Source organism: Mesorhizobium sp. M1334, assembly GCF_040317995.1.
Classification (GTDB): Bacteria; Pseudomonadota; Alphaproteobacteria; order Rhizobiales; family Rhizobiaceae; genus Mesorhizobium.
Window position 1 is genome coordinate 38054 of the sequence record NZ_JAMYLM010000026.1, and the last position, 11224, is coordinate 49277.

At 62.8% G+C, this 11224-nt stretch carries 14 protein-coding genes; 10 read left to right on the forward strand and 4 right to left on the reverse strand.

Annotation, left to right across the window (positions count from 1 at the left end; all coding sequences use genetic code 11):
• Positions 1-191 precede the first annotated feature (191 nt).
• On the reverse strand, positions 192-728 hold the full coding sequence (gene infC / locus NKH17_RS28505) for a translation initiation factor IF-3 (protein ID WP_023677573.1): 537 nt from the start codon (positions 726-728) through the stop codon (positions 192-194).
• A 214-nt stretch (positions 729-942) separates the two neighbouring features.
• On the opposite strand from infC, the gene NKH17_RS28510 reads away from it, so the two are divergent.
• The 4 genes from NKH17_RS28510 to NKH17_RS28525 all read left to right on the forward strand — a co-directional run bounded on the left by NKH17_RS28510 (position 943) and on the right by NKH17_RS28525 (position 4306).
• Positions 943-1710 carry an alpha/beta hydrolase gene (locus NKH17_RS28510; RefSeq protein WP_352900408.1) on the forward strand — a complete coding sequence of 256 codons (768 nt, stop codon included), beginning with the start codon at positions 943-945 and terminating at the stop codon, positions 1708-1710.
• A gap of 4 nt (positions 1711-1714) precedes the next feature.
• Positions 1715-2857 (forward strand): benzoate/H(+) symporter BenE family transporter, encoded by a 1143-nt coding sequence (locus NKH17_RS28515; protein ID WP_352900407.1) that lies wholly within the window; start codon positions 1715-1717, stop codon positions 2855-2857.
• A 116-nt stretch (positions 2858-2973) separates the two neighbouring features.
• Positions 2974-3450, forward strand: a complete 477-nt coding sequence (locus tag NKH17_RS28520) for a DUF2852 domain-containing protein (RefSeq protein WP_352480204.1) — start codon at positions 2974-2976, stop codon at positions 3448-3450.
• A 97-nt stretch (positions 3451-3547) separates the two neighbouring features.
• Positions 3548-4306 carry a M48 family metallopeptidase gene (locus NKH17_RS28525; RefSeq protein ID WP_352480203.1) on the forward strand — a complete coding sequence of 253 codons (759 nt, stop codon included), beginning with the start codon at positions 3548-3550 and terminating at the stop codon, positions 4304-4306.
• 8 nt (positions 4307-4314) lie between these two features.
• Here NKH17_RS28525 and NKH17_RS28530 read toward each other — a convergent pair whose 3' ends face one another.
• Positions 4315-4533 (reverse strand): hypothetical protein, encoded by a 219-nt coding sequence (locus NKH17_RS28530; protein WP_352900402.1) that lies wholly within the window; start codon positions 4531-4533, stop codon positions 4315-4317.
• Positions 4534-4697: 164 nt separating this feature from the next.
• Here NKH17_RS28530 and NKH17_RS28535 point away from each other — a divergent pair, with 164 nt between their 5' ends.
• The 6 genes from NKH17_RS28535 to NKH17_RS28560 all read left to right on the forward strand — a co-directional run bounded on the left by NKH17_RS28535 (position 4698) and on the right by NKH17_RS28560 (position 10412).
• The gene (locus NKH17_RS28535; RefSeq protein WP_352900458.1) at positions 4698-5357 is read left to right on the forward strand and encodes a phosphoribosylanthranilate isomerase; all 660 of its coding nucleotides are present in this window, start codon (positions 4698-4700) and stop codon (positions 5355-5357) included.
• 33 nt (positions 5358-5390) lie between these two features.
• Positions 5391-6641, forward strand: a complete 1251-nt coding sequence (trpB, locus tag NKH17_RS28540) for a tryptophan synthase subunit beta (protein ID WP_352900400.1) — start codon at positions 5391-5393, stop codon at positions 6639-6641.
• Positions 6642-6643: 2 nt separating this feature from the next.
• Positions 6644-7483, forward strand: a complete 840-nt coding sequence (trpA, locus tag NKH17_RS28545) for a tryptophan synthase subunit alpha (RefSeq protein WP_352900397.1) — start codon at positions 6644-6646, stop codon at positions 7481-7483.
• 37 nt (positions 7484-7520) lie between these two features.
• Entirely contained in the window at positions 7521-8447 is a 927-nt protein-coding gene (gene accD / locus NKH17_RS28550) for an acetyl-CoA carboxylase, carboxyltransferase subunit beta (protein WP_254815952.1), read from the forward strand.
• A gap of 157 nt (positions 8448-8604) precedes the next feature.
• A complete protein-coding gene (locus NKH17_RS28555) occupies positions 8605-9930 on the forward strand; it encodes a bifunctional folylpolyglutamate synthase/dihydrofolate synthase (protein WP_352900395.1) in 1326 nt (441 codons plus the stop codon).
• Positions 9931-9992: 62 nt separating this feature from the next.
• Positions 9993-10412 (forward strand): VOC family protein, encoded by a 420-nt coding sequence (locus tag NKH17_RS28560; protein ID WP_352900393.1) that lies wholly within the window; start codon positions 9993-9995, stop codon positions 10410-10412.
• Between the two features lie 47 nt (positions 10413-10459).
• On the opposite strand, the gene NKH17_RS28565 is transcribed toward NKH17_RS28560, so the two are convergent.
• Together NKH17_RS28565 and trxA are read right to left on the reverse strand one after the other, a co-directional pair.
• On the reverse strand, positions 10460-10741 hold the full coding sequence (locus NKH17_RS28565; protein WP_254815949.1) for a cupin domain-containing protein: 282 nt from the start codon (positions 10739-10741) through the stop codon (positions 10460-10462).
• Positions 10742-10872: 131 nt separating this feature from the next.
• Positions 10873-11196, reverse strand: a complete 324-nt coding sequence (gene trxA / locus NKH17_RS28570; protein ID WP_023677558.1) for a thioredoxin — start codon at positions 11194-11196, stop codon at positions 10873-10875.
• Between the last annotated feature and the right edge of the window lie 28 nt (positions 11197-11224).

Below are 11224 nucleotides of genomic sequence, written 5' to 3' on the forward strand. Positions count from 1 at the left end.
GATCGTCGAGGGAACCAGAGCGTCTTTGCTCTCGCCGGCGATCGCAGCGTCTGGCCAAGAAAACAGGCGCCCCGCCGATCGCCGGGACGCCTTGCAACATGATTCAGGCGGATTTTATGCACGTCGCCCAAAAGTGCGCAGCGGTTTTGCGACAACGACATGCACAAAACAGAACTAAAGCGCAACGCGCTTTAGCGGGGCGCCAGCACCATCATCATCTGGCGGCCTTCGAGCTTCGGTTCGGCTTCGACCTTGGCGATGGGCGCCACTTCCTCGCGAACCTTGTTCAGAAGCTGCATGCCGAGTTCCATATGCGCCATCTCCCGACCGCGGAAGCGCAATGTCAGCTTGACCTTGTCGCCTTCCTCGAAAAAACGCCGGACAGCCTTCATCTTGGTCTCGTAGTCGTGGCTGTCGATGTTCGGGCGCATCTTGATCTCCTTGATCTCGATGACCTTCTGGTTCTTGCGCGCCTCGGCCGCCTTCTTCTGGTTGGCGTATTTCAGCTTGCCGAGATCGAGGATCTTTACGACGGGCGGCACTGCATTGGGCGATATCTCGACCAGGTCGAGCCCAGCCTCTTCGGCGAGCAGCAATGCGTCGTTGATGGAGACATCGCCGCGGTTCTGGCCTTCGGCGTCGATTAGCTGGACCCGGGGGACCCGGATGTCACGGTTGGAGCGCGGGCCTTCCTTGGTGGGCGCCGCTGCTTTGAAAGGTCTGCGAATGGTCGTGGTCTCCTTGAGCCGTTTCGTTAAGGGGTTCTTCAATTCAGAATTGCGAACGCGCAATGTGGTGAGCGCGCGGTCGGAGTCAATAGCACAGCATTCTCAGGAAATCACCTGCCCGATGAATGCTCCTCTGCACCAAGCGAAGAAAGTAGCAGAGCACTTTTCGTTGAACCCCCGCTTGTGCCAAAAGACCGGCGTGAGGGAATACACGATGAGCACCACCCCGATCTTCCTGGACGTCGACGGGACGAGCATCGCCGTCAGGCATGCGGCAGGTGCCGAGCCCGGCATCGTCTGGCTTGGCGGCTACAAGTCCGACATGCTGGGCACCAAGGCTGAAACGTTGTCGGAATGGACGCGCAAAGAAGGCCGCGCCTTCCTGCGGCACGATTATTCCGGCCACGGCGAATCGAGTGGTGCCTTTGCCGACGGCACCATCTCGAAATGGCTGGGCGAGAGCCTGGCGGTTTTCCGCCGTTTCACCCGGGGCAGGCAAATCCTGGCCGGTTCGTCGATGGGCGCCTGGATCGCGCTGCGCATGGTGCAGGAGTTGCGCAAGGCGGGCGAGAACAGCGTCGCCGGCCTTGTGCTGCTGGCGCCTGCGCCCGATTTCACGTTCGAACTGGTGGAGCCGGTGCTGACCGGGGCGCAGAAGCGCGACCTCAGGAAAAAGGGCTTCTTCGAAGAGCCGTCGGACTATTCCGCCGAACCGTACATCTACACGCGCGCACTAATCGAGGACGGCCGCAACAACCGGGTGATGACCGGGCCGATCGACACGCACTGTCCGGTCCACATCCTGCAAGGCCTGGCCGATCCCGACGTGCCGTCGAGCCATGCGTTGAAGCTGGTCAGCCTGCTGCCGGCCGACGACGTCACGCTGTCGCTCATCCCGGACGGCGATCACCGCCTGTCGCGGCCACAGGATCTCGACATGCTGGTGCGGACGGTGGACGCTATGGTGCGGCAGGCGGGATAGAGGCATGCGCATTTCCATTCCGGTGTCCGCCTTCGTCGCGGCGATCGTCGGCTTCGGCGGTACGCTGGCCATCGTCATTGCCGCCGCCAAGGCGGTCGGCGCAACGCAGGTCGAGACGGCAAGCTGGGTGACAGCGCTTTGCCTGGCGATGGCGATCGAGAGCCTGTGGCTGTCCTGGCGCACAAAAATGCCGGTCATCACCGCATGGTCGACGCCAGGCGTGGCGCTGATCGCCGCGTCGACCGGCTTTTCGATGGGTGAGGCGGTTGGCGCCTTCGTCGTCACCGCGGTCCTGCTGATCGCCACAGGCCTGTTCGGGCCCTTGACCAAGCTGATCGCCAGAATACCGGCGTCCGTCGCGTCCGGAATGCTGGCCGGCATCGTCGTCACCTTCACCATCAATGCGGTCAAGACCGTTCCCCTCGACCCCCGGCTGATCCTGCCGCTGGTTGCGGCGTTCTTCGCCATCCGCCTGTTCAACCCGGCGCTGTCGGTGCTGCTGGTGCTGATCGGCGGCGGTCTCGCCGCCTTCCTCACCGGCCGGGTCGGCGGTCTGCCGGCACCGGAACTCTCGAGCTTGACGCTGGTGATGCCGCGGTTCACCGCCACTGCAATCATCGGCCTCGCCTTGCCGCTCTACCTCGTCACCATGGCCTCGCAGAACCTTTCCGGCCTCGCCGTGCTGAGGGCAGCCGGCTATCATCCCGAACCCGGGCCGCTGATCGGCGTCACCGGCCTGTTTTCCCTGCTGACGGCGCCGTTCGGCGCCTCGACCACCAATCTGGCGGCAATCTCGGCGGCGATCTGCACCGGGCCCGACGTGCATCCCGATCCGGCCGAGCGCTGGAAGACCGGGCAGTTCTATGCGTTGGCCTATCTCGTCTTTGCCCTGTTCGGCGCCTCGCTGGTGGCGATCTTCGCCGTATTGCCGCAGAGCCTGATCGCGCTGGTCGCCGGCCTGGCGCTGATGGCGCCGCTCGCCAATGCACTGTCGATCGCCTTGAAAGACGAGGACGAGCGGATGGCCGCCACCGTCACCTTCGCCGTCACCGCATCGGGGCTGACGCTGTTCGGCGTCGGTGCGGCGTTCTGGGGGCTGATTGCCGGATTGGTCGTGCTTTTCCTCGAAAATCTCAAAAAGCGATAATCATTTCAGCCGCTTGTCCGGTTTTGGCGATCGCTGTCTTGAATCGCCGTTTTCTCCATCCCATTTCGATTCAACGCAGCCGGATTTGGCTGCCTCCAACTGAAGGATTGGGAGAAATGAACACATCTGCATTGATCCGTCCGGCCTGGACGCCGGCGACCATCGCGTTGATGGTGATCGGGTTCATGGTGTTCTGGCCGCTCGGCTTGGCCATGCTCGCCTACATCATCTGGGGCGACCGGCTCGAGGGCTTCAAGCGCGACGTCAACCGCGCCACCGACGGCATCTTCGCCGGTTGCCGCCGCGGTTCCGACAAGGCCGCGCGCTGGGGTCATGGCTCCGCCCGCACCGGCAACGTCGCTTTCGACGACTGGCGCGAAAAGGAACTCGAGCGGCTTGCCGAGGAACGCCGCAAGCTCGACGAGATGCTGAGCGAGTTCGACGAATATGCCCGCGAGTTGCGCCGCGCCAAGGATCAGGAAGAGTTCGATCGCTTCATGGCCAATCGCAACAAGTCGACGTCCCCCACGACCGGGTCGGCGACGAACAACAAATCCAGCGGCAAGTCCACGCCAGGCCTGCTCGACGAGTAAGGTCCCGTGCGCAGATAGATAATCCAACGGCGTCGCGTCAGCGGCGCCGTTTCTTTTTTGTTCTAGTCGTTTCCCTCGAATCACGTATCGTCCCGGAATGTCCTTCGGCTTCTTTCGCACCCCGACGAAACCCAAACCCACGCCCGTCGTGGAGCGCGAGCATTGCGTTGCCGGCCGCACGCTGCCGCTCAAGATCGTCGAGAACGACCGTGCCCGCCGCCTTACACTGCGCATCGATTCCGGCGGCCGCGGCTTGCGCATCACCGTGCCGCCGGGGCTGCGGCGCGGCGAGGTGGAAAAATTCCTCGACCGCCATCAGGACTGGCTGGAGCAAAGGCTAGCCAAAGTGCCCAACCGGCCGCAGGTGCGGCCCGGCATCAAGATACCGGTGCGCGGCGTGCCGCATCGCATCGTCCATGAACCGTCGAAACGCGGCACCGTCACGCTGTCGCGCGACGAGCGCGGGCCGCTGATGATCGTGCATGGCGAACGCGTGCATCTGCCGCGCCGCATCGCCGATTTCCTCAAGCGCGAAGCCAAGCGCGAGATCGAAGCGCTGGTGACCAAGCACAGCGCGGCGGTCGGCAAGCGCGCCAAGGCGATCCGCTTCAAGGATACGTCGAGCCGCTGGGGGTCGTGCACGTCGGACGGCAATCTGTCGTTTTCCTGGCGCATCATGATGGCGCCGCGGCCGGTGATAAACTACCTCGTCGCGCATGAGGTGGCGCATCTCAAGGAGATGAACCACGGGCCTAAATTCTGGAAGTTATGCGAGCAGCTTTGCCCGGATACCGAACGCTGCAAGGATTGGCTCAAGCGCAATGGCGGCGCGCTGCAGGCGATCGCGTTCGAGTAGTTGTCCGATCAATCGTCATTCGCCGCGTTCAACTCCTCCGGCCGCAACCCCTCATCGACATGGCGGGGCCAGGGCAGAAAATCCTTCTCGAAGGTCTCGTTGCTGAAATAAGCCAGCGCCCGGTGCGCCTCGGCGCCGTTGAAAGCCGTCTTGTCCATCAAATGAGCGATGACCTCATGGGCCTGCGCCAGCTTTTGCCTGAGTTCCGCGACGGTCTTTTCCGGCATGATCTTTGTTCTCCCGCCTTTGTGCCTGAGCAAGTAGCGTTGCGCTCTTATATTAGCAAGATAGCGCGTTCCGCTCTTACATTAGCAACGTAGCGCGTTCCGCGCTGGCGGCAAACAGGATGCTTTTTCTCGACTCTTTGGCCGTTTCGTGCCAATCCCGCGCCATGGCGCTCGACATCAAGATATGCGGGTTGAAGACCGACAAGGCACTGGCCGCGGCATTGGCCGGCGGCGCCAGCCATGTCGGCTTCATTTTCTTTGCCAAAAGCCCGCGCTATGTCGAGCCGGCGGAAGCCGGCCGCCTGCGCGAAGCGGCGCGCGGCAAGGCCAAGGCGGTTGCCGTGACGGTCGACGCCAGCGATGCGTTCCTGGACGAGATCGTCGAAAAGATGCAGCCCGACATGCTGCAGCTTCACGGCGCCGAGCCCCCCGAGCGGGTGGCCGAGGTGAAGGCCCGCTACGGCTTGCCGGTGATGAAGGCGCTGCCGGTCAGCGAGGCTGCCGATCTCGGGCGGGTCAAACCCTTCATTGGCATTGCCGACCGCTTCCTGTTCGATGCCAAGCCGCCTAAGGGTTCGGAATTGCCGGGCGGCAACGGTCTTGCCTTCGACTGGCGCATTCTGGCTGGCCTTGACGCCGGCGTCGATTACATGCTTTCCGGTGGGCTCAATGCCGGCAATATCGGCGACGCCTTTCGGCTGGCGAACCCGCCCGGAATAGATGTTTCCTCGGGCGTGGAGAGCGCGCCGGGCGTCAAGGAACCGGCGCTGATCGAACAATTTTTCCGCGCCGTCGGGACAGCACGCGACAACCGCGCCGCCTGACCACGCTTCAAACCTCAGACCAGGAGATCGGCGATGGACAAGCCGGCGATACCGAATTCCTTCCGCACCGGCCCCGACGAGCAGGGCATGTTCGGCATTTTTGGCGGTCGTTTCGTTGCCGAAACGCTGATGCCGCTGATCCTCGAACTGGAGCGGCACTGGAACGAGGTCAAGAACGACCCGGATTTCAAGGCCGAACTGACCGATCTCTCGACGCATTACGCCGGGCGGCCGTCGAAACTCTATTTCGCCGAAGGCCTGACCAGGCATCTTCGTGAGGTGTCCTTGGCGAAGGGCCTCGGGGGCGGCGCAAAGGTCTATTTCAAGCGCGAGGACCTGAACCACACCGGCTCGCACAAGATCAACAACTGCCTCGGCCAGATCCTGCTCGCCAAGCGCATGGGCAAGACGAGGATCATCGCAGAGACCGGTGCCGGCCAGCATGGTGTCGCTTCCGCCACGGTCGCGGCGCGCTTCGGGCTTCCTTGTATCGTCTATATGGGCGCGACCGATGTCGCCCGGCAAAGCCCCAACGTCTTTCGCATGAAGCTTCTGGGCGCCGAGGTGCGGCCGGTGACGGCCGGCCACGGCACGCTGAAGGACGCCATGAACGAGGCCCTGCGCGACTGGGTGACCAACGTCGAGGATACCTATTACCTGATCGGCACCGCCGCCGGCCCGCACCCCTATCCGGAGTTGGTGCGCGACTTCCAGTCGGTGATCGGCACCGAGGCGCGCGCCCAGATCCTCGAGCAGGAAGGCCGGCTGCCGGACACCATCATCGCTTGTGTCGGCGGCGGTTCCAACGCTATCGGCCTGTTCCATCCCTTCCTCGACGACAGTGGGGTGCGCATCATCGGCGTAGAAGCCGGAGGCCGCGGCCTCGACGGCATCGAGCATTGCGCCTCGATGAGTGCCGGCGCGCCCGGCGTGCTGCATGGCAACCGTACCTACCTCCTGCAGAACGCCGACGGTCAGATCATGGACGGCCACTCGATCTCGGCCGGCCTCGACTATCCCGGCGTCGGGCCGGAGCACTCATGGCTGCGCGATTCCGGCCGCGTCGACTACGTGCCGATCCTCGACAGCGAGGCGCTGGAGGCGTTCCAGTTGACGACACGCGTCGAGGGCATCATTCCTGCGCTTGAATCGGCCCATGCCATCGCACAGGCGGTGAAGATCGTGCCTGACATGGACAGGGACCAGATCGTCATCGTCAACCTGTCCGGCCGCGGCGACAAGGACGTGCATACGGTGGCCAACATGCTGGGCATGGAGATCTGATCATGGCCACCCGTATCGACCGCCGCATGGCAAAGCTGAAGGCCGAAGGCCGACCGGCACTCGTAACCTATTTCATGGGCGGCGACCCTGACTACGACACGTCGCTCTCGATCATGAAGGCGCTGCCCGGCGCCGGCAGCGACATCATCGAGCTCGGCATACCGTTTTCCGATCCAATGGCCGACGGCCCGGCGATCCAGGCGGCCGGCCTGCGGGCGCTGAAGGGCGGCCAGACACTGGTCAAGACACTGAAGATGGCCTCGGAATTCCGCGCCGGCGACAGTGAAACGCCGATCGTCTTGATGGGCTATTACAATCCGATCTACATCTACGGCGTCGAGCGCTTCCTGAGCGACGCGCTGGCCAGCGGCATAGACGGGCTGATCGTCGTCGACCTGCCGCCGGAGATGGACGAGGAACTTTGTATCCCGGCACTCAAGGCCGGCATCAATTTCATCCGGCTGGCGACGCCGACCACCGACGACAGGCGCCTGCCCAAGGTGCTGCAGAACACCTCCGGCTTCGTCTATTATGTGTCGATGACCGGTATCACCGGTTCGGCGCTGGCCGACACCGGCAAGGTGGCGGCAGCTGTCAAACGCATCAAGAGCCATACCGACCTGCCGGTCTGCGTCGGCTTCGGCGTCAAGACAGCAGAGCAGGCGCGCATCATCGGCGCGTCGGCAGACGGCGTCGTTGTCGGCACCGCGATTGTCAATGCCGTCGCCAACGTGCTCGGGCCGAAGGGCGAAAAAACCGCCGATCCGGCCGAGGCCGTCGCCACGCTGGTCAGCGGGCTTTCGCAAGGGGTTCGCGCGGCTCGCCTTGCTGCCGCCGAATAATCTTCCTACGTCTTCTTAAGGGACAGGAGCCGAAGCGATGAACTGGATCACCAATTATGTCCGTCCGAAGATCAATTCGATGCTCGGCCGCCGCACCGACATGCCGGAAAACCTGTGGATCAAGGATCCCGAGACCGGCGAAATGGTGTTCCATAAGGATCTGGAGCAGAACCAGTTCGTCATCCCGTCCTCCGGCCACCACATGAAGATATCGGCCAAGGAACGGCTGAAATTCTTCCTCGACGACGGCAAATACGAGACGCTGGAAAACCCCAAGGTCGTTCAGGATCCGCTCAAGTTCCGCGACGAGAAGCGCTACGTAGACCGGCTGAAGGATGCCAAGGCCAAGACCGGCATGGAAGACGCCATCATCAATGCGCTGGGCACGGTCGAAGGCGTGCCGGTGGTGGTGACGGTGCAGGATTTTGCCTTCATGGGCGGCTCGCTCGGCATGGCGGCCGGTGACGCCATCGTGCATGGTTTCGAGGTCGCCTTGCAGCGCAAGCGGCCGCTGATCCTGTTTGCGGCCTCCGGCGGCGCGCGTATGCAGGAAGGCATCCTGTCGCTGATGCAGTTGCCGCGGACCACGGTCGGCGTCGACAGGCTGAAGGAGGCCGGCCTGCCCTACATCGTCGTCCTGACCAACCCGACGACCGGCGGCGTCACCGCCTCCTACGCCATGCTGGGTGACGTGCACATTGCCGAGCCAGGCGCGCTGATCGGCTTTGCCGGACCGCGTGTCATCGAGCAGACGATCAGGGAAAAACTGCCCGAAGGCTTCCAGCGCGCCGAATATCTGATGGAACACGGCATGGTCGACATGGTGGTGTCACGGCTGGAGATGCGCCAGACGATTGCGCGGCTGCTGAGAATGCTGCTCAAGCTGCCGGAAGAGCAAAAACCGCAGGAGCCGGAGATCCTGCCGCCGTCTGTGATTCCGGCCGAAGCCCGGCCGCACGCCTGACGCATTCGCCACGAACTGCGATTGCGCGCCATCCGTGACGCGCCTAGAGCGGTTCCGGTTCTCCTGGAACCGGTAACCCGCTCTAACTATCTGTTTTGCCGCATTTATGCGGACGCCAAATGATTCCATTTGGCTGCAAAATGCTCTAGGATTCGCCATGACCACGCTTGCCGCCGACCGCGAAATCGAAAGCCTGATGGCGCTTCACCCGAAGGGCTTCGACCTTTCGCTCGACCGCATTTCGCGGCTGCTCGAACGCCTCGGCAATCCGCAGGACCAGCTGCCGCCGGTCATCCACATCGCCGGCACCAACGGCAAGGGCTCCTGTGCCGCCTTTTCACGGGCGCTGCTCGAAGCAGCCGACTACCGCGTCCACGTCCACACCTCGCCACACTTAGTGAACTGGCACGAGCGCTACCGGCTGGCCGCAGATGGCGGCGGCAGGCTGGTTGACGACAAGGTCTTCGCCGAAGCCATCGCCCGGGTCGCCGAGGCCAATCAAGGCCAGAAGATCACCGTCTTCGAAATCCTCACCGCCGTCACCTTCCTGCTGTTTTCTGAACATCCGGCCGATGCCGTCATCCTCGAGGTCGGCCTTGGCGGCCGCTTCGACGCCACCAATGTCATCGCCGAGCCGGCCGTGTCGGTGATCATGCCGGTCTCGCTCGACCACGAAGCCTATCTCGGCGACCGCGTCGAGCTGATCGCCGCCGAAAAGGCCGGCATCATCAAGCGCGGGTGCCCGGTCGTCATCGGCGCGCAGGAAAGCGAGACGGCCCAGCAGGTGCTCATCGAAACCGCCGAACGGCTCGACTGCCCCGCCTTCGTCTATGGCCAGGATTTCCTTGCCTTTGAGGAAAACGGCCGCATGGTCTATCAGGACGAAGATGGATTGATGGACCTGCCGCCGCCGCGCCTGCCGGGGCGCCATCAATTCGCCAATGCGGCGGCGGCGATCGCGGCAGTCAAGGCGGCCGGCTTCGAGATCGGCCACCGCGCTGCCGAGAAGGCGATGGCGAATGTCGCCTGGCCGGGCCGCATGCAAAAGCTGCCGCAAGGCCGGCTGAGCGAACTGGCGCCGAAGGGCGCCGACATCTGGCTCGACGGCGGCCATAATCCCGGCGCCGGCGTGGTCGTCGCTGAGGCCCTGGCCGAGCAGGAGGAAAAGAACCCGCGGCCGCTGTTCCTGATCTCGGGCATGATCAACACCAAGGACCAGAGCGGCTATTTCCGGGCCTTCAAAGGGCTGGTGCGGCACGTCTACACCGTGCCGGTGAGCCTGAGCGACGCCGGCGTGCCGAACGACGAACTGGCGACCCGCGCCATTGAGGCAGGCTTGTCGGCCGAACCGGTTAGTTCCGTTGCAAACGCACTGATGCTGCTGCGCGATACATGGGACGGACCGCCGCCACGGATCCTGATCGGCGGATCGCTTTACCTGGCCGGCGCGGTACTGGCCGAAAACGGCACGCCGCCAACCTGAGGCGTGCGTTCGCCCGGGCCGCGATGACGCCACACCTGTCAGGTCACCGCGAGGAGCCAGTCATGATCAAGGTAAAGCAGCTCGCACATGTTTGCATTTTCGCGAATGACCTGGAGATGACGCGAAGCTTCTATCGGGACGTCCTCGGCATGGACACTCAGTTCAATTTCCTACGCGAGGGGAAGATTTTCGGCTTCTACCTCAATTGCGGCAGCCGTAGCCATGTCGAGGTGTTCCAGAAAGACGGCGCAAGCTATAGCGACTTGAACCAGATCAACCACTTCTGCCTCGAAGTGGAAAACATCGACGCCGCGATCGCCCATCTGAGGTCAAAGGGGGTTGATGTCACTTCCAAGAAACGCGCCTGCGATGACACCTACCAGGCCTGGATCCGCGACCCCAACGGCGTGAAGATAGAACTGTTCGAATACACTGAGAAAAGCGCACAATTCCTCGGCGGCGATCGTATCGCGGATTGGTGATCGCGTTTCGCCGGACAATTGTAGCGGCGCAGCCGATGGTTGGTGGACTATTTCAACTCGACCTCGATGAAGGCGAATTCGCCATCGTTTGCGCTGATGACATCATGTTCGACGCCCTCATTGCGGAAATACGGCGAGCCCTTCTTCATTTCGGCAAAGGATTCCCCATCCTTGGTCAGGAGCTTCACCTTACCGTCGGTCAACGGCACGATCACATAGTCGTGGCCATGGCGGTGCCAGCCGGTGTTGTCGCCCGGGGCGAAACGGTATTCGGTGACAATGACTCGCTCATTGTCGATGAAGACGGTGGCCTTGGCGGATCCGGTCATATCGCTTCTCCTTTGTATTCAGAACAGAAGAATACCGGGCGGCAAGCCGCGAGTGCCAGAGCGCCCCACCAATGACGCCAGCAAAAGAAAGCCCGGCACAAGGCCGGGCTTTCTGCAAAATTTTGATCGGATCAGGCGAGGCTGCCGTTGATCCAATGCGACAATGCCGTTTTCGGCGCAGCACCGACCTTCATGTCGGCGACTTCGCCGCCCTTGAAGATCATCAGCGTCGGGATCGAGCGCACGCCGAACTGCGCGGCCAGCTCAGGATTCTCGTCTATGTTGAGCTTGGCGATCTTTATCTTGCTACCGAGTTCGATGGCGATGTCCTCGAGCGCCGGGGCGATCATCTTGCACGGGCCGCACCATTCCGCCCAGAAATCGACCACGACCGGCTCCTTGGCGTTGAGCACGTCGGCCTGGAAATTGCTCTTGTCGACCTTGACGGTGGCCATGCTGAGATCCTTTCGATTTGTTCGTCGC

Bases quoted from the DNA above. Each gene is read 5' to 3' on its own strand.
- NKH17_RS28510 (WP_352900408.1), top strand. From the start codon at position 943: ATGAGCACCACCCCGATCTTCCTGGACGTCGACGGGACGAGCATCGCC.
- NKH17_RS28515 (WP_352900407.1), top strand. From the start codon at position 1,715: ATGCGCATTTCCATTCCGGTGTCCGCCTTCGTCGCGGCGATCGTCGGC.
- NKH17_RS28520 (WP_352480204.1), top strand. From the start codon at position 2,974: ATGAACACATCTGCATTGATCCGTCCGGCCTGGACGCCGGCGACCATC.
- NKH17_RS28525 (WP_352480203.1), top strand. From the start codon at position 3,548: ATGTCCTTCGGCTTCTTTCGCACCCCGACGAAACCCAAACCCACGCCC.
- NKH17_RS28530 (WP_352900402.1), bottom strand. From the start codon at position 4,533: ATGCCGGAAAAGACCGTCGCGGAACTCAGGCAAAAGCTGGCGCAGGCC.
- NKH17_RS28535 (WP_352900458.1), top strand. From the start codon at position 4,698: ATGGCGCTCGACATCAAGATATGCGGGTTGAAGACCGACAAGGCACTG.
- trpB (WP_352900400.1), top strand. From the start codon at position 5,391: ATGGACAAGCCGGCGATACCGAATTCCTTCCGCACCGGCCCCGACGAG.
- trpA (WP_352900397.1), top strand. From the start codon at position 6,644: ATGGCCACCCGTATCGACCGCCGCATGGCAAAGCTGAAGGCCGAAGGC.
- accD (WP_254815952.1), top strand. From the start codon at position 7,521: ATGAACTGGATCACCAATTATGTCCGTCCGAAGATCAATTCGATGCTC.
- NKH17_RS28555 (WP_352900395.1), top strand. From the start codon at position 8,605: ATGACCACGCTTGCCGCCGACCGCGAAATCGAAAGCCTGATGGCGCTT.
- NKH17_RS28560 (WP_352900393.1), top strand. From the start codon at position 9,993: ATGATCAAGGTAAAGCAGCTCGCACATGTTTGCATTTTCGCGAATGAC.
- NKH17_RS28565 (WP_254815949.1), bottom strand. From the start codon at position 10,741: ATGACCGGATCCGCCAAGGCCACCGTCTTCATCGACAATGAGCGAGTC.
- trxA (WP_023677558.1), bottom strand. From the start codon at position 11,196: ATGGCCACCGTCAAGGTCGACAAGAGCAATTTCCAGGCCGACGTGCTC.